The organism is Cerasibacillus quisquiliarum, from assembly GCF_014202495.1.
Lineage (GTDB): Bacteria > Bacillota > Bacilli > Bacillales > Amphibacillaceae > Cerasibacillus > Cerasibacillus quisquiliarum.
This window is the reverse complement of record NZ_JACHHA010000002.1, coordinates 154,521-173,023: the sequence shown is the minus strand read 5'-3', so window position 1 is coordinate 173,023 and position 18,503 is coordinate 154,521. Positions and strand designations below refer to the sequence as shown.

Here is an 18,503-nt window from a genome sequence, read left to right as displayed (position 1 = left end):
ATATAGATTATTATTATTAGGAGGAATGTTTAATGGGTTTAGGAGTTCTAGAATTAACACCAATCATTTTGATTGTTGTCGCGTTAATTGTTCTTGCTATTTTGTTTACATTTATTCCAGTTACGCTATGGATTAGTGCTCTAGCAGCTGGAGTAAGGGTCGGTATTTTTACTTTAGTAGGTATGCGTTTACGTCGTGTTATACCGAGTCGTGTGATTAATCCTCTGATTAAAGCACATAAAGCTGGCTTAAAAGTAACGACGAATCAATTAGAAAGTCATTATCTTGCTGGGGGTCATGTAGATCGTGTTGTAAATGCATTAATTGCAGCTCATCGAGCTAATATTGAGCTTACTTTTGAACGAGCTGCTGCAATTGACTTAGCGGGTCGAAATGTACTTGAAGCTGTTCAAATGAGTGTTAATCCTAAAGTAATTGAAACACCGTTTATAGCTGGTATAGCTATGGATGGAATTGAAGTAAAAGCTCTTGCACGTATTACAGTTCGTGCAAATATTGACCGCTTAGTTGGTGGTGCGGGAGAAGATACAGTTATTGCACGTGTAGGTGAAGGTGTTGTCAGTACAATTGGTAGCTCAGATTCTCATAAACAAGTATTGGAAAATCCAGATTCCATTTCACATACTGTCTTAGCAAAAGGTCTCGATGCAGGAACGGCTTTTGAAATTTTATCAATTGATATAGCAGATGTAGATATTGGTAAAAACATTGGAGCAATTTTACAAACAGATCAAGCAGAAGCTGATAAAAATATTGCTCAAGCAAAAGCAGAAGAACGTCGTGCAATGGCTGTTGCTCGTGAACAAGAGATGGTTGCTCGTGTTCAAGAAATGCGTGCACATGTTGTCGAAGCTGAAGCAGAAGTACCTAAAGCATTGGCAGAAGCACTTCGTTCAGGGAAAATGGGTGTTATGGATTATATGAACTATAAAAATATAAACGCTGATACAGGTATGCGTGATGCAATCGGTAAACTATCTAAGGATAATAAGGATGAAACAGATGACAAAAAGCCTAAAAAATAAACTTTTGTCTTAAAGGAGGGATTATATGGGTGATTTGATTGATTTTATCATGGAGAATTTTGTCATATTTGCCCTCATAATTGGTGCGATTTTTAAATTTTTTACTGATGACATGAAGAGGGATGAAGAAGAAAAAACCATGAACCGCCCAAAACCGATTCAGCATCATCAATCACAAATGGATCCCATTCATCCAAAGACAAGCCCTGTCTTTGTCGGTGTCGATGAAAAATTAGAAGAGCTAGAAACGTCTGATGAAATTATGGAAAATATTAATAATCAATTACAAGATCAATTAAAACGTTATCAAGAACGTATGAACATAAAAACTTCTGAATCGATCGAAACAATGGATGAAACTTCCGCTGAAATGACAGATAGTATCGTCCAACCGTTACGTTCTCATAATGACCAGACTAGCTTACGCCATGAACGATTCCAAAGACAAATGAAAGAAAAGCTTACGAAAGATGGATTAATTGAAGGAATTGTTATGGCTGAAATATTAGGACCACCCCGTGCATTGAAACCATATCAACCGGTTCCAATTAAGCGACATGGTGGTTGAGCATTTATGAACCATTTACATTTAATGTGAATGGTTTTTTTGTTCTTATTACAATGTTTTATTCATACATATAAATGATGAGAGGAGGAGACTATTTGAAAAAAATCCATCAACGCTTACGAGAAATACTCGTTCATTATTTTTCTCTACCATCAGATGCCGTCATGGAGTTACCACGGATTACGATGCTTGGAGACTTACATGTTTATGTTGAAAATCATAAAGGTATAGCGATATTCAAAAATGATTTGTTACGATTAAACACTCCGAATGGATTCATTCAAATTAATGGTTCCTCTTTCAAAATTAAAATGATGTTGCCAGAAGAATTATTACTTGAAGGTAAAATAGAGCATGTAACATTTCTTCCTAAATAATATGATTAACTAGGAGGCAAAGATGAAGCGATTACAAATATCATATTTACTTGGTTATGTGACGGTACAAGTTAAAGGTATCATGCCGGAGAGATTTATTCAAACATGTGTTAACAAACAAATTGCTATTTGGAATATAGAAAAGACGGACCAACATACATGTATTGCTTCTTTAGCAAAAAAAGATATCCAAACGATAAAGGATTTAGCTCATGAGAGTGAATATTCATTAAAAATTATCGAAGAAAAGGGAATACCATATATATACAAAAAATTATTAAGACAAAATTACTTATTAGTCGGTATCATCATAGCAATTGTATCTCTATTTTTTCTTTCAAATATCGTTTGGAGAGTTGATATCACAGGTTTTCCTAAAGAATTAGAACAAAAAATAATGAAAACTCTTAAAGGCTACGGTGTTTATCCTGGTGCATTTATGTTTCGTATCGATTCGTCAAGTCAATTACAACAACAACTACTTCATGATATACCTGAATTATTATGGATAGGCATTGAAAAAAGGGGGACAAGTGTCCAATTAGAAGGTGTAGAAAAAATAATTGTCGATAAGGAAAAGGAAGTACCTCCTCAACATTTGGTCGCTGCTAAAGACGGTGTTGTCCAAAAAATATTTGTATCTAAAGGTGTTGCACGTGTCGGTACATATGATTATGTTAAAAAAGGTGATTTATTAGTATCAGGTTATCTCTTAGATGATACTGCTATAGATGAAGATGTGGCAGAAGAGAATAAACTTGTCGCTGCGACTGGTGAAGTGATTGCAAGAACATGGTATGAAGTTGATGTGACAATCCCTCTTAAAGGAAACGATGAACAGCTGACTGGAAAACAATTGAGAAAATTTTATTTAAATATCTTTAATATTGATATTCCAATATGGAATTTTTCTAAAGTAGACTTTGACTTAGAAAAGAAAGAAACCATTGAACACCCGTTATTTTTTTTGAATTGGCAGCTTCCCTTTACTCTTGTTGAAAATATTCATAGTGAAAAAGAAATACGTTCTTGGGAGCGGTCGAAGAAATTAGCACATGAAATTGGCAAAAAACAAGCCTATCAAGAATTACGTCTCCTTTTAGGGAAAAATGCAACCATCATATCGGATAAAGTTTTGCATGAAGCTATTGAGCATGATAAAGTTATATTAACCTTATACATTACTGTAGAAGAAAATATTGCAAAACCTCAACCAATTATGAATCAGACAGAAAAAGATTGAGTTATAGGAGATTGATTATGACAGAGGAAAATCACCAAACACTGGAACTTACATTACAAGATCCGAATGAAGCGCTTGGACTCTTCGGTAATCACGATCGCTACCTTAAACGCTTAGAAGAACAATTACAAGTTAAAATAGTATCTAGAGGTGAAAAATTACGTCTCTCTGGAGAAGAAGAGCATATTCAGCTAACTGAGAAGATTATTACAGCACTACTAGCAATTATTCGTAAAGGGATGACGATTACAGAGCGGGATGTTGTATATGCAGTGGACTTAGCTCGAAAAGGGAAAATAAGTCAATTTGAAACGTTGTTTGAAGATGAGATAGCAAGGAATACGAAGGGAAAAGCCATTCGGATTAAAACACTAGGCCAACGTGACTATGTGGATGCGATACGTAAAAATGATCTCGTATTTGGTATTGGTCCAGCAGGAACAGGAAAAACGTATTTAGCAGTCGTTATGGCTGTTACGGCTTTAAAACAAGGCCTTGTCAAACGAATCATATTAACAAGGCCAGCTGTAGAAGCTGGAGAAAGTTTAGGTTTTTTACCAGGAGATTTAAAAGAAAAGGTCGATCCATACTTACGTCCACTTTATGATGCACTTCATGACGTTTTAGGAGTCGAACAAACGATGCGATTAATAGAGCGAGAGATAATAGAGATTGCGCCATTAGCTTATATGCGTGGTCGGACATTAGATGATGCATTTGCTATTTTAGATGAAGCCCAAAATACAACGCCAGAACAAATGAAAATGTTTTTAACGAGATTGGGATTCGGTTCAAAAATGGTTATAACAGGTGATATATCACAGATTGATTTACCAAGAGGTGTCACTTCTGGATTACAAGTTGCAAGTCACGTCTTAAAAGATGTCCATACCATTTCATTTATTTACTTAACTGAAACTGATGTTGTTAGACATCCACTCGTACAAAAAATTATCGAAGCTTATGACAAATATAAACGATAAAAAGATTGAATTTAAAGAAGTGAGGTGATTTAAATGAAATCGAGAGTAGCTAAAATATTTCGCTCTGTTCGTCAAATTAAATGGATTTCAATTGGTGTTCCGTTATTCATATTAGGCGTTATTTTGCTGTTTTTAACATTGAATAATGTTCATACAAAAACATATGACATTAAACGATTTAATACAGCAAAAGAAACAATTCGTTCGCCCATTACAATTGAAAATGAGAATGAGACTGAACGAAAGACACGTGAGGCAGTCCAAGCGGTAGAAGATCGTTACACGATATCTGACGAAATAACTGCACAACGCCTTCACTATATCGATGAAATTTTTGAAGCGATAACAACTTTAGAAAAGAAAGAGTGGCAAAAAGACACCAAAAAATCAGATATGCCTATTAATCATCAAGAAAAATTACAACAATTAAAACAAATTTTGTCACCAGAGATTAAAGAGCAGATTAATGATAGTGTGTTTTCTTATCTCATTGAGTTGGATGAAAAGGATAGAAAACGTGGTAAAGAAATTGTGATTAAATCTGTAAAAGATGTCTTAACGAGTGGTGTTCGCATGGAAAATAAAGAACGTGCAACATCAGAAGTACGATCAAGTATTAAATATACGGATCTTGATGAAGAATATAAAAAAAATCTTACGAGAATTGCTGAATTTGCAATCGTTGAAAATTCATTTTTTGACTATGATAAAACGATGGAAGCACAAAAAGAAGCAGCAAGTAATGTAGATCCTGTTATTATTCGTGCGGGTGAAATAATTGTTCGAGAAGGTCAAACAATTACAAATGAAATTTATGAAGAATTAAAGCTCGTAGGGTTATTAAGTGAGGAACGCAACTTTTATCCAATTATCGGTTTAAGTCTTTTACTTATGATGATTGTATCCATTATCGGCTATGAAATATATCGGTTAGATAAAAAGAGTCAATTGAATAAAGGTACTTTTATATCTGTGTTATTAATAATCTTATTAATCGCATCATTAATGAAGGTTATAAGCAGCTTTACAACTTCCACGAACGAATTATATTATATTGTTCCTGTTGCTACAGGTGCATTATTAATAAAATTGTTAATCAATGAAAGATTAGCAGTTGTTTTAGCTTCAACTATTGCGATTTTAGGTTCTATTATTTTCAATGGTGAAATACCAGGTTCATTAAATATACAAGCAGGCATTTATTTTTTCTTTTCGCAAATGGCAGCTATTATTTTCTTAATGAATGTTAAAGATAGATTAACGATTATTAAATCAGGTATAGGGATGTCCTTCGTCAATGTCATTACAGTTATTTTATTTATATTCTTGTCTTTTGAAAAATATACGTTATCTGATGTGTTTCTACAGTCAGGATATGCAGTAGCTTCAGCTTTTTTATCAGCTGTCTTTACGATAGGACTTCTGCCATTTTTTGAAACGGGATTAGGCATTTTATCAGATATAAAATTATTACAGTTATCTAATCCAAATCATCCGTTATTAAAAAAATTATTAACAGAAGCACCTGGTACCTATCATCATTCCATTATGGTAGCAAATTTAAGTGAGACAGCGTGTGAGGCAATCGGTGTCAATGGATTACTCGCTCGGGTTGGTGCTTATTACCATGATATCGGTAAAACGGTGAGACCCCACTATTTTATTGAAAATCAATTGGCCATTCAAAATCCTCATGATTTTATTGATCCTAGAGAAAGTGCTAAAATTATCATTGCACACCCATATGATGGTGTAGATATGTTGAAAAAATATAAAATGCCAAAAGAAATTATAGATATTGCTGAGCAACATCATGGAACCACTTTATTAAAGTATTTTTATTTTAAAGAAAAAGAACGTGATGACCAAGTTATAGAGTCAGACTTTCGTTATCCCGGACCGAAACCACAAACAAAAGAAACAGCCATTGTATCAATTTGTGACTCTGTTGAAGCGGCTGTACGTTCATTAAAAGAACCGACGGAGGAAAAGATTGAAGATATTGTTGCTTCTATCATAAATGATCGCCTAACAGATGGACAGTTTGATGAATGTTCGATTACATTCAAGGAGCTTAAGATTGCTCAACGTGCCATTTGTGACACGTTAAAAGGAATATTTCATTCACGTATTCAATACCCGATAAAGGAGAAAGCATAATGCAGATTGATTGTACAGATAAAACGATGTTATTAACAGAATCTCATAAGCAATTAATCCATGAACTTTTACGATTTGCAGCGGAAAAAGAGCAAGTAAACTCTAACTCAGAGGTTTCTGTCAGTTTTGTTACAAATGAGGAGATTCAAATCATTAATCGAACATACCGTAATCGAGATGAAGTGACAGATGTTATTTCATTTGCACTAGAAGAAGAGGAGGCAGGTGAATTAGCTATTCAATCTAAATCATTACCTATATTATTAGGTGATATTATTATTTCTGTCGAGAAAGCGACGGAACAGGCTGAAGAATATGGCCACTCATTTGAAAGAGAGCTCGGATTTTTAGCAGTTCATGGATTCTTACATTTATTAGGTTATAATCATATAAATGAAAAAGATGAAAAAGAAATGTTTTTACGACAAAATGAAATTTTAGGAGCGTTTGGTCTTGAAAGGTAAAAAACCATCGATAGGTTTTAAATATGCCTGGTCTGGAATTTATTTTGTGATTAAAGAAGAAAGAAATTTTCGGATTCATCTCTTTATAACATCTTTAGTTGTTTTCACAGGTATTATGTTAAAAGTTAGTCGTTTTGAATGGTTAGCCCTTCTACTCGTTATAGGACTCGTACTCGTTGCTGAAACTGTTAACAGTGCAATTGAGCGATTGATTGATTATGTTAAACCAGACATTCATCCAATGGCCAAGAAGATTAAGGACCTTGCAGCAGGAGCCGTTTTAATCGCTGCCATCATCTCGGTTTTTGTAGGATTAATAGTATTTATACCATATGTCTGTGAATTATGGCAATAAGGGACTTGAAAAAGCAGGTCTCTTTTTGTTTTTGTCACATTTTTATACTTTTTTATAACGTTTGTCGAAAGCATGAAATGATGAATATTTTATAGTATGATAATAACAAATCACATTAATTTATCCGAAAAAGTGGAGGATTATATGCAAACAAATCATTACAAATCAGGATTTATCTCAATCATTGGAAGACCAAATGTCGGAAAATCAACATTTTTAAATTATGTTATTGGTCAAAAAATAGCAATCATGAGTGATAAACCACAAACGACGCGAAATAAAATTCAAGGAGTCTTAACACGTGATGATGCACAATTTGTTTTCATTGACACACCTGGAATTCATAAACCGAAGCATCGTTTAGGTGACTTTATGGTTAAAATAGCAGTGGATACCTTAAATGAAGTCGATCTCGTACTGTTCATGATTAATGCTGAAGAGGGTTATGGCAAAGGAGATCAATATATTATGGATCTCTTACAATCAGTTAATAAGCCAGTTTTTTTAATCATCAACAAAGTTGATTTAATCAAACAGGAAGACGTCTTACCATTGATTGAGTTATATAAAGAAAAGTACCATTTTAAAGAAATTGTTCCAATATCAGCAGGTGAAGGCCATAATGTTCCACAACTTTTAGATTTAATTGCGAACGAATTACCAGAGGGGCCGAAGTATTACCCAGATGAACAAATAACAGATCATCCAGAGCGCTTTATTATTAGCGAATTAATTCGTGAAAAAGCTTTACATTTAACACGTGAAGAAATACCTCATTCAATTGCCGTGGTGATTGATACCATTGAAAAGCGTTCCTCAAATACGGTCTATATTCAGGCAACAATTATTACAGAAAGAAAATCCCAAAAAGGGATTATTATAGGTAAACAAGGAAAGATGTTAAAAGAAATTGGTATGAGAGCACGCCAAGATATCGAAAAATTATTAGGATCAAAAGTCTTTTTAGAGTTATGGGTTAAAGTAAAAGAGGATTGGCGTAATAAATTATATCATTTAGAACAATTAGGTTTTAATAAAGAAGAATATTAATGCTGGTAATTTTTAATCATCATTGATTTATTTTTCATGGATAATCTAACAAATAAGCACCGTATAACTGTTTAGTATTTTTCAAGTATAAGGAAGGTGGTTTTATGATTGACTTAACTTGGAAATTATTTAGTAAAACAGGAAATATAGAAACTTATCTATTGTTAAAAGAATTGGAAGAAAGTAATATGTCGAAAGAAAGTAATCAAGAGATGATTTCACGTATAGAAGATAGCGAGTAGTGCATAAGAAGAGAGGAAAAAAATGTGCTTGAGAAAATCGAAGGCATTATATTGAAAACTCAAGATTTTAGAGAAACACATAAAATCGTAACTATTTTCGGAAAGCATATTGGTAAGTTTACTGCAGTGGCTAGAGGTGCTAAAAAGCCAAAAAGTAGAATGGCTGCGATGACGCAGCCGTTCATTTATGGAAATTTTTTAGTTTATTTAGGTTCAGGTCTAGGCACAATTCAACAAGGAGAGATCATTGAATCTTTTCGACCAATCCGTGAAGATATATATAAAACAGCTTATGCAGCATACCTTGCAGAATTAACTTATAAAATGATTGAAGACAAAAATCCACAAGATTTTTTACTATATGAATTGTACCAGACGATGCATTGGATAGCTGAGAAGGATGAAGTGGAGATTCCGATTATGATGTACGAACTTAAAATGTATGAAGTCGGAGGCTTTTCTCCTGTGCTCGATAGATGTGTACGCTGCTCGAATAAACAATTTCCATTTGCTTTTTCAATTAAAGAAGGAGGACTTCTTTGTACGAAATGTCGTCATGTAGACGGTGATGCGATATTTCTTTCTGAAACATTAGTTAAATTGCTTTATTTATTTAGTCATGTTAGTCTTAACCGGATTGGTAATATATCAGTAAAGCCAGAGAATACGCTTTTATTTCGTCGTCTACTTGATGCCTATTATGATCATTATGGTGGCTATTATTTAAAAACACGTCGCTTTTTAAAACAAATCGAAAAATTATAAGGATATTATGGCAGTTTATACTTGACAATTTATAGCTGACTCATGTATTATTTTACATATATTTCATGCTGTGATGGAGAAAAGTATTTACTATTATTTACTTCTAGCGAGTTCAGGATTGTGTGAGCTGAATAGTAAAGTGGTAAAGAAGGCACTCCGGAGCATATTTTGATAAGTGGCTCATCTTATGGATGGGCAAATAGGGTGGAACCGCGGATGATCCGTCCCTATGTCTAATGGAGACATAGGGACTTTTTTATGTATAAGCTTTGAAATGGAGGGGTTGTAATGAATATTCAAGAAATGATATTGAACTTACAAAAATTTTGGTCCAAGCACAATTGTGTGATCGTACAAGCTTATGATGTGGAAAAAGGAGCAGGTACGATGTCACCGATGACGTTGCTTAGAAGTTTAGGACCTGAACCTTGGCGTGCAGCTTATGTTGAACCTTCACGTCGTCCAGCAGATGGAAGATATGGTGAAAATCCAAACCGATTATATCAACACCATCAATTTCAAGTCGTAATCAAACCATCGCCAGCTAACATTCAAGATTTATATTTAGAGTCATTAAAAGCAATCGGGATTGATCCTTTAGAGCATGATATACGCTTTGTAGAAGATAACTGGGAAAACCCAACTCTAGGTGCAGCTGGGCTCGGATGGGAAGTTTGGTTAGATGGTATGGAAATTACCCAATTTACGTATTTCCAACAAATTGGTGGCTTAGAGGCGCATCCTGTGACGGTAGAATTAACATATGGAATTGAAAGACTTGCTTCTTACATACAAGATAAGGAAAATGTGTTTGACTTAGAATGGACAGAAGGAATAACGGTTGGAGATATTTTCTTACAACCTGAATATGAGCATTCAACTTACACATTTGAACTATCAGACACCGACTTATTGTTTAAACTGTTCAACATGTATGAAAATGAAGCTAAACGCGTGATGGAAAAAGGACTAGTTTTTCCTGCATATGATTACGTGCTTAAATGTTCACATACATTTAACTTATTGGATGCACGTGGAGTTATTTCAGTTACTGAGAGAACAGGTTATATCGGACGTGTTCGTCATTTAGCACGTGAAATTGCCAAATCGTACGTTGCGAAAAGAGAAGAACTTGGTTTTCCAATGCTGAACAAGGAGGAACAAGAATGAGTACTGATGTTTTGTTTGAAATAGGTGTTGAAGAATTACCAGCACGCTTTATCGATCAAGCTGAACGAGAATTAAAAGCTCGCACAATATCATGGTTTAAAGAAATGCGAATTCCATTTTCTGAAATCGTTACTTTTTCTACACCGAGAAGATTAGCAGTTTTAATTCGCCAAGTCAGCCATAAGCAGAAATCAATAGAAGAAGAGGTGCGCGGACCAGCTCTTAAAATTGCCAAAGATGAACAAGGAAGTTGGACAAAAGCTGCTATTGGTTTCACAAAGGGTCAAGGTAAAACAACAGATGATCTATATACAAAAGACATAAATGGAACAACTTATACATTTATTAAAAAACGAACAGACGGAAAAGAAACATTTTCCATTCTCCCTGCTTTTAAAGACATTATTCTGTCTATTCCTTTCAATCAAACGATGCGTTGGGGGGAAGAATCAATTCGTTATGCTCGTCCTATTCGTTGGTTAGTCGCACTTTTTGGTGATAAGGTCATACCGTTTGAAATAGCACATGTCAAAACAGGAAATGTCACAAAAGGACATCGCTTTCTAGGAGAAAATGTTACCATTACCGAACCGAAACAATATGAAATGCTATTACAAGAGCAATATGTCATCGTAGATCCGAAAAAACGTGAAACCTCAATTTTAGAAGGCATTAAGGAAATTGAAAAAAATGAACATGTTCATATTCCAATCGATGAGAAGTTACTAAATGAAGTGCGTAATCTTGTCGAGTATCCAACTGTTTTTATGGGGAACTTTGAGAAGGAATTTCTTGATTTACCAGAGGAAGTTCTAATTATTTCGATGAAAGAACATCAACGATATTTCCCGGTAAAATCAACAGATGGTCAATTATTACCACATTTCATTGGCGTCCGTAACGGTGATCAATATGCTTTAGACAATGTCGTTAAGGGAAATGAGAAAGTTCTCCGTGCACGTTTAGCAGATGCGCGTTTCTTCTATGAAGAGGATCAAAATATTGAAATTGATTCGTTTCAGGAAATGCTTAAAACCGTTGTATTTCAAGAAAAGTTAGGGACGATCCATGATAAAGTACAGAGGGTTAAGTTAATGACGGAAAAGATAGCGAAACGACTTCAATTAAATAAAGATTTGGTTCGTAAATCAGTCCAAGCCGCTTCACTAAGCAAGTTTGATTTAGTAACAAATATGGTTAATGAATTTACAGAATTACAAGGTGTCATGGGAGAGAAATATGCTTTATTAAAAGGTGAAGATGCTGATGTCGCTAAGGCGATAAGTGAACATTATATGCCACTTCATGCTCAGGGAGAATTGCCGAATACGATTATTGGTTCTATCGTAAGTGTTGCGGATAAATTAGATACGATTGTTGGGTGTATTCATGTTGGTTTAAGACCAACTGGTTCTCAAGACCCTTATGGATTAAGACGCCAAGCTATCGGTATTTTACGAATTATGGATAAAGAAAAGTGGCAAATTAAAGTAGAAGATATTGTGCAAATTGCTATTGACTTATATAAGAATATTGATATTCCGGGTATGGAATCAACAGAATTATCAGAAGCTGTCCTATCCTTTTTAAAGCATCGGATTGAATATTTATTTAAACAGCAATCAATTGAATCTGATATTATTAGAGCAGTTATTGATCATGAAATTGGTGTTTTAGCCTATGCCAAAGATAAAGCCCAATTATTATCTAGAAAAAGAAATGAAGAAACTTTTAAAACAACGCAAGAAGCGCTTGTTCGCGTGCTAAACTTATCAGAAAAAGCAGAACGAACGAAGATTGATGTTGATATCCTAAGCACACCTTCGGAAAAGGTATTATATCAATCTTATTTAGAAACAAAAGAAGTTTATTCAGAAGCTGCTGATGCTAATCAAGCATTAAATGCTTTGGCTAGATTATCAGATCCAATTCATGAGTTTTTTGAACATAATATGGTTATGGCCAAAGAAGAACATATACGTCATAATCGCTTAGCTTTATTGTATGAAATATCGACCCTAATCCACTCTTTTGCTAATTTACAATTAATTGAATGGAACCAACACTTTTAATTAAGGGTAGATTATTGTGTTTCCAACAATTGTATGACATACATATCCTTTCACTCCTAAATCATATATAATATAATTATATATAGTATGTCATATTGAGTGGTGGGGTGGTGATTTAGGTGGAATTATCAGATAGGCAGAAGAAAATCGTAGAAATCGTTAAGGAAAATGGTCCGATTACGGGTGAAAACATTGCAGATTTTCTTAACTTAACAAGAGCAACTTTACGTCCTGATCTTGCCATATTAACGATGGCTGGATATTTAGAAGCCCGGCCCCGTGTCGGGTATTTCTATACAGGAAAAACAGGAACAGAACTCTTAACGGAAAAAATAAAAAAAATTATGGTACATGAATATGTATCGATTCCGATAGTTGTGAATGAAAGTGTATCGGTATATGATGCAATTACAACGATGTTTTTAGAAGATGTTGGAACATTATTTGTTGTCGATGACAAAGGATTTTTGACTGGTGTTTTATCACGTAAGGATTTATTACGTGCAAGTATAGGTCAGCAAAAATTAAGCGCTATTCCTGTTCATATTATCATGACGAGAATGCCGAATATTGCCGTGTGTCGAAAAGAAGACCCCTTATTCCAGGTGGCAAAATTACTTATTGATCGTCAAATTGATGGTGTTCCAGTTGTGCGAGATAAAGCATCTGGATTAGAAGTTATTGGTAGAATAACGAAAACGACAATTACAAAGGCCTTTGTTGAATTAGTGACAGATTCCGACCAACATTTATAAGAAGAGGAAGGAGTAAACTGATGGAGAGAAAACCGATTGCATATGTTTTATCTGATTCTGTTGGAGAAACAGCTGAATTAGTGATGAAAGCAGGTTTAAGTCAGTTTAATAATGGAGAATATAAGATCCAACGCATCCCCTATGTAAATGATTCGAAAACGGTTGATGAAGCCATGCAATTGGCTAAACAAGAAGCAGTAATTATTGGCTTTACAATTGTCGATCCTAAATTAAGAGCATATATCAATCAACAAGGAGAGCGATTAAATATTGCTGTTATTGATATTATGGGGCCAATGCTTGAGGCAATGGAGCAAGCATTTCAAGAAAAGCCAAAGCTTGAACCAGGACTTGTCCATAAATTAGATAAAGACTATTTTAAACGAATTGAAGCGATTGAATTTGCTGTGAAGTATGATGATGGACGAGACCCAAGAGGAATTTCTCATGCGGATATTATATTAATAGGTGTATCAAGAACATCTAAGACACCTCTTTCACAATATTTAGCTTTAAAAAGATTTAAAGTAGCTAACATACCAATTGTACCAGAGGTAGAGCCACCTGAAGAGCTATATCATGTTGATCCAAAAAAATGTATAGGTCTCAAAATTAGTTCAGAGAAATTGTTTGATATTCGAAAAGAAAGACTCAAAGCACTCGGATTAGGTAGTCAAGCGACATACGCAAACATAAGTAGAATTCATAAAGAACTCGAATATTTCGATACAATTGTTAAAAAAATTGGTTGTAGAGTGATCGATGTATCAAATAAAGCTGTTGAGGAGACAGCGAACATTGTGATGCATTATATGCAGCATGAAGAATAAATAAAATCTTAAACTCTAGTAAAATAGAATCATATGATTAGCATTTTAATGTAAAATGTACTACAATGTATGTCCGTGAAAGCTGATTCAGCTTCAGCGAAATTAAGCGAAATATCTATTGTTTTATATTCGGAAAAATTAAACATTGGTCAGAAAGAAGGATTCTGCATTAAGATGTCGAATAAATATAATATAGTATCTATGACATGTATGAGATACGCTAAATATGAGATAAAAAAAGACCTTCTATGATAAACATGGTTGTTTAGAAGGGATTTTTTTCGAGTCTAGTAAGAAAAATGTCGATTTTTGCAGATTCATAGAATGTGGCGTGAATAAAATCGAAGAATGGTGGTTGATTTGTCAAATTTTGTTCCCGAAGACGTCATCGAAGATATTAGAAATGCAAATGATATCGTTGATGTGATAAGTGATTATGTTCAGCTAAAAAAACAAGGCCGAAATTATTTCGGACTATGTCCTTTTCACGATGAAAAAACGCCATCTTTCTCTGTAACAAAAGACAAACAAATTTTTCATTGTTTTGGTTGTGGTAAAGGTGGCAATGTCATTACGTTTCTAATGGAATTAGAAGGATTTACTTTTATTGAAGCAATAACATACTTAGCTGACCGTCGTGGGATTGAATTGCCACAATCTATTAGGCAATCAACTAAGACGCATACGACATCAAGTAGTAATGAGCAAATATTATCTGCATACAAATGGTTAGAAAAACTTTACCATTACTTATTAAGATTTTCTAAAGATGGACAAGAAGGTAAAGAGTATATTGCAAAACGTGGTTTAACAAATGAAACTGTCGATTTATTTAAACTTGGTTATGCACCAAATGAAAAAACCTTCACAGCCTCTTTTCTTAAGAAAAAAGGGTTCCATCTTCAACTACTACAAAAAGCTGGGATTCTAGTCAATCAATCGGACGGAGAAATCATTGATCGTTTTTTTGGACGAGTTATTTTCCCAATTCGAAATCATCTTGGTATAACTGTAGGGTTCGGTGCGAGATCTATTGATAAACAAGAACCAAAGTATTTGAATAGTTCCGAGAGTAGCTTGTTTCAAAAAAGTAAAATTCTATATAATTTTGATTTAGCTAAGAAGTATATCCGAAAAGAAAATGAAGCGATATTGTTTGAAGGTTATATGGATGTTATTACAGCTTACCAAGCTGGTATTAAGAATGTTGTAGCAACAATGGGGACATCATTAACAGAATCTCAAGCACGTTTATTAAGGCGTTATGTTGATACTGTAACCATTTGTTATGACTCTGACGAGGCAGGAATTGAAGCAACATATCGGGCAGCACGCCTACTTGAACAAGTGGATTGTCATGTGAAAATTGCTGTATTAAAAAATGGCGTCGATCCTGATACGTATATTCAAACATATGGTGGAGATAATTTTATTAATAAAGTACTTCAACCAAGTGAAACATTTATGTCATTCTATATGCGTTATTTAAAGAAAGATTTTAAACTCCAATCTAAAAGCGATCAATTACGTTATATCCAAACAGTACTTAAGGAGCTTGCTAACATTAACAGTTCAATCGAACGTGAGTATTACTTAAAAATATTGGCAAGTGAATTTAATTTTACTTTAGAATCACTCAATCAAGAGATAAAAGCCTTTTTAAAACCAAATAAAAGGCAGCAAGATAACAGAAAGAAAGATAATTATACTAATAAAAATACGAAACATTTTTACGCGAAAAATCAGTTATTACCAGCATTTCATAAAGCGGAAAGACAGCTTATTGTATATATGCTACAAGATCGGACGATAACTGATAAAGTAAAAGAGGAATTAGGTGCTTCGTTTAATATTGATCAACATAAGATTATTGTGACACATTTATACGCATATTATGAAGAGGGGAACCCACCAGACATCAGCTTATTTATTGAGAAGTTAAAGGATGAAAAATTAAAACATTTAGTAGCAGAAATAACGATGACATCACCCGTTTATGAAGTAAGTGATGATGAAATAAATGATTATATCCGAATTATTCGAGAAGAGTATGAGGATGTTTCTTATATAAATCAGTTAAAAAGAGAACAAAAAATGGCTGAACAGCAAAATGATCCAATTACTGCTGCAAAAATAGGATTAAAAATTTTAGAACAACAAAAAAGTAAAAATACCGATGGAAATGAATTTTAAGGAGGGGGACTCATGGCTGATAATACAACAAATGAAGTGCATGAATTTGACCCGGAAATGACTTTAGATCAAGCCAAGGAGCATCTTGTAGAAATAGGAAAAAAACAGGGCACCTTAGAATATGAAGAAATTGCTAATAAATTAGCACATTATGAACTTGATTCTGAACAAATTGATGAGTTCTATGAGTATTTAGAAGAAAAAGGTATCGAAATCACCGATGATTCAGATGCCGATGATGCTGAACAATTATCGAAGCAAAAGGAGAGTAAATCCCCAGACTTGGGCGTACCACTAGGGATTAAAATTAATGATCCAGTACGTATGTATTTAAAAGAAATAGGGCGTGTTGACTTATTAACTGCAGAAGAAGAGGTGGAACTGGCAACTCGGATAAAGCAAGGGGACGAAGAAGCTAAACGTCGCCTGGCTGAAGCTAACCTACGTCTAGTTGTTAGTATAGCTAAACGTTATGTAGGCCGTGGGATGTTGTTTCTCGATTTAATTCAGGAGGGAAATATGGGCCTTATAAAAGCGGTTGAAAAATTTGACCATACGAAAGGATTTAAATTTAGTACGTATGCAACATGGTGGATTCGCCAAGCAATTACGCGTGCCATTGCTGACCAAGCACGGACTATTCGAATCCCTGTTCATATGGTTGAGACGATTAATAAACTTATTCGAGTGCAACGTCAATTATTACAAGACTTAGGCCGTGAGCCGACGCCGGAAGAAATTGGTGAAGAAATGGATTTAACTCCAGAAAGAGTGCGTGAAATCTTAAAAATTGCACAGGAGCCTGTCTCATTAGAAACACCAATAGGTGAAGAAGATGATTCGCATTTAGGAGATTTTATAGAGGATCAAGAAGCGGTTTCACCATCGGAACATGCAGCTTATGAATTATTAAAAGAACAACTTGAAGATGTATTAGATACATTAACAGATCGAGAAGAAAATGTCTTACGCCTTCGCTTTGGACTAGATGACGGACGTACTCGAACACTTGAAGAAGTTGGAAAAGTTTTCGGTGTTACGCGTGAAAGAATTAGGCAAATTGAAGCTAAGGCACTTCGTAAATTACGACACCCTAGTCGCAGTAAGCGATTAAAAGACTTTCTGGATTAATACAATTAGTGGATTTGCTTCTTTTACGAGGTGTGAGAGATGTTAGATAAGCGCTCGAAAATGATTATAGATGAAATAAACTTTTGGAAAGAACACAAAATCCTTCCAGAGTCATATTGTGACTATCTTATTAATCTCTACTCAAAAGGAGAACCGATAGAGAAAGATGAAAGAAACTCATGGTGGTCAGGTGGACGTGCTCTCCTCCTGATCCAACTTTCTCTCATCTTACTTATGATACCGTTTTCATTTCTTGTTATTTATTTTACCGAACTTCACATGTTAATGCAAATCGGAATATTAAGTCTCTTTATGTCCTATTCACTTTGGGTGCTTTATGATTTAAAAAAACGACATATGAATTACGTATATATTCCACTGTTGGCGATGCTGTTTCTTATATTAATTTCAACGGAATACTTAGTGCGTCTTATTATAGAAAAGCATTGGGTATCAGGCGTTATTATTTTTCTAAACTTTTTTATGTGGTTTGTTATTGGAAGAAAAGTAAATATAAAATACGTGAAATACTGTGGTATGATCGGCTTATGTATGGTTTGTTTTTATTTTGTTTATAAAATTTCATACGTTGTACTTTAAACTGAAGCGAATTTCGAGTAAGATAGTATATAGCTCATGCTACATATTATAAATACAGGATTCATAAGGAGGAAAAAGACTATGAAAAGAAACCCACTAATCCCTTATGGAATCATTGCAATCATAGGGATTATAGCTATAGTCATTGTTTCTGGAATGGGAGTAAGTCAGCGTGAAGCCATTCAGGCAGATCAAAATGGAGAAGGAAAAGCAGAAGAAGTGGCTAGTGATGATCCAGAAGCACTATACGAAGCAAATTGCTTGTCTTGCCATGGTGCTGATTTAGGCGGTGGTATGGGTCCAGGACTAACAGATGTTGGAAGTAAGATGTCTACTGAAGAAATATCTGAAATTATCCAAAAAGGTCGAGGCAGCATGCCGCCCGTTCAAGTTAGTGTTGAAGAAGCAGACACAATTGCTGAATGGTTAAGTGAAAAGAAATAATTCAATAATTAAAAGAAAAGCTTTCTGCAAGCCAGAAAGCTTTTCTTTTACCGGT

The 18,503-nt window shown here is 34.4% G+C and carries 19 protein-coding genes and 1 other annotated feature; all 19 genes read left to right on the top strand.

What is annotated here, in order from left to right; translation table 11 throughout:
- Positions 1-32: 32 nt before the first annotated feature.
- Positions 33-1,046: a flotillin-like protein FloA gene (floA, locus tag HNQ35_RS03620; protein ID WP_146936914.1), complete on the top strand. Its 1,014-nt coding sequence runs from the start codon at positions 33-35 to the stop codon at positions 1,044-1,046.
- A gap of 25 nt (positions 1,047-1,071) precedes the next feature.
- A complete protein-coding gene (locus HNQ35_RS03615; protein ID WP_146936916.1) occupies positions 1,072-1,614 on the top strand; it encodes a YqfB family membrane protein in 543 nt (180 codons plus the stop codon).
- Positions 1,615-1,709: 95 nt separating this feature from the next.
- Positions 1,710-1,991, top strand: coding sequence for a sporulation protein YqfC (yqfC, locus tag HNQ35_RS03610; RefSeq protein ID WP_146936918.1), 282 nt, complete (start codon positions 1,710-1,712; stop codon positions 1,989-1,991).
- Between the two features lie 22 nt (positions 1,992-2,013).
- Positions 2,014-3,234, top strand: coding sequence for a sporulation protein YqfD (gene yqfD, locus HNQ35_RS03605; RefSeq protein WP_146936920.1), 1,221 nt, complete (start codon positions 2,014-2,016; stop codon positions 3,232-3,234).
- Between the two features lie 17 nt (positions 3,235-3,251).
- Positions 3,252-4,217 (top strand): PhoH family protein, encoded by a 966-nt coding sequence (locus HNQ35_RS03600; protein WP_146936922.1) that lies wholly within the window; start codon positions 3,252-3,254, stop codon positions 4,215-4,217.
- A 33-nt stretch (positions 4,218-4,250) separates the two neighbouring features.
- Entirely contained in the window at positions 4,251-6,377 is a 2,127-nt protein-coding gene (locus HNQ35_RS03595) for an HD family phosphohydrolase (RefSeq protein WP_146936924.1), read from the top strand.
- Positions 6,377-6,841, top strand: coding sequence for an rRNA maturation RNase YbeY (gene ybeY / locus HNQ35_RS03590; protein ID WP_146936926.1), 465 nt, complete (start codon positions 6,377-6,379; stop codon positions 6,839-6,841). Before HNQ35_RS03595 ends, ybeY begins: the two co-directional genes overlap by 1 nt.
- Positions 6,831-7,196 carry a diacylglycerol kinase family protein gene (locus HNQ35_RS03585; protein ID WP_146936928.1) on the top strand — a complete coding sequence of 122 codons (366 nt, stop codon included), beginning with the start codon at positions 6,831-6,833 and terminating at the stop codon, positions 7,194-7,196. Before ybeY ends, HNQ35_RS03585 begins: the two co-directional genes overlap by 11 nt.
- 144 nt (positions 7,197-7,340) lie before the next feature.
- The gene (era, locus tag HNQ35_RS03580; protein ID WP_146936929.1) at positions 7,341-8,246 is read left to right on the top strand and encodes a GTPase Era; all 906 of its coding nucleotides are present in this window, start codon (positions 7,341-7,343) and stop codon (positions 8,244-8,246) included.
- 104 nt (positions 8,247-8,350) lie between these two features.
- Positions 8,351-8,488 (top strand): YqzL family protein, encoded by a 138-nt coding sequence (locus tag HNQ35_RS03575; RefSeq protein WP_146936930.1) that lies wholly within the window; start codon positions 8,351-8,353, stop codon positions 8,486-8,488.
- 24 nt (positions 8,489-8,512) lie between these two features.
- Complete coding sequence (gene recO, locus HNQ35_RS03570; RefSeq protein ID WP_146936932.1) at positions 8,513-9,253, top strand: DNA repair protein RecO; 741 nt, start codon at positions 8,513-8,515, stop codon at positions 9,251-9,253.
- A 61-nt stretch (positions 9,254-9,314) separates the two neighbouring features.
- Positions 9,315-9,485: a binding site (T-box leader), on the top strand.
- A gap of 56 nt (positions 9,486-9,541) precedes the next feature.
- On the top strand, positions 9,542-10,423 hold the full coding sequence (glyQ, locus tag HNQ35_RS03565; RefSeq protein WP_146936934.1) for a glycine--tRNA ligase subunit alpha: 882 nt from the start codon (positions 9,542-9,544) through the stop codon (positions 10,421-10,423).
- Positions 10,420-12,495, top strand: coding sequence for a glycine--tRNA ligase subunit beta (glyS, locus tag HNQ35_RS03560; protein ID WP_146936936.1), 2,076 nt, complete (start codon positions 10,420-10,422; stop codon positions 12,493-12,495). The genes glyQ and glyS overlap by 4 nt, the downstream gene beginning before the upstream one ends.
- A 119-nt stretch (positions 12,496-12,614) precedes the next feature.
- Positions 12,615-13,250, top strand: a complete 636-nt coding sequence (gene ccpN, locus HNQ35_RS03555) for a transcriptional regulator CcpN (RefSeq protein ID WP_146936938.1) — start codon at positions 12,615-12,617, stop codon at positions 13,248-13,250.
- 20 nt (positions 13,251-13,270) lie between these two features.
- Positions 13,271-14,080, top strand: a complete 810-nt coding sequence (locus HNQ35_RS03550; RefSeq protein WP_146936940.1) for a pyruvate, water dikinase regulatory protein — start codon at positions 13,271-13,273, stop codon at positions 14,078-14,080.
- A 360-nt stretch (positions 14,081-14,440) separates the two neighbouring features.
- Positions 14,441-16,273 carry a DNA primase gene (gene dnaG, locus HNQ35_RS03545; RefSeq protein ID WP_146936942.1) on the top strand — a complete coding sequence of 611 codons (1,833 nt, stop codon included), beginning with the start codon at positions 14,441-14,443 and terminating at the stop codon, positions 16,271-16,273.
- Between the two features lie 12 nt (positions 16,274-16,285).
- Positions 16,286-17,404 (top strand): RNA polymerase sigma factor RpoD, encoded by a 1,119-nt coding sequence (gene rpoD / locus HNQ35_RS03540; protein ID WP_146936944.1) that lies wholly within the window; start codon positions 16,286-16,288, stop codon positions 17,402-17,404.
- Positions 17,405-17,443: 39 nt separating this feature from the next.
- On the top strand, positions 17,444-18,004 hold the full coding sequence (locus tag HNQ35_RS03535; RefSeq protein WP_146936946.1) for a hypothetical protein: 561 nt from the start codon (positions 17,444-17,446) through the stop codon (positions 18,002-18,004).
- A gap of 81 nt (positions 18,005-18,085) precedes the next feature.
- The gene (gene cccA / locus HNQ35_RS03530; RefSeq protein WP_146936948.1) at positions 18,086-18,448 is read left to right on the top strand and encodes a cytochrome c550; all 363 of its coding nucleotides are present in this window, start codon (positions 18,086-18,088) and stop codon (positions 18,446-18,448) included.
- Positions 18,449-18,503 lie beyond the last annotated feature (55 nt).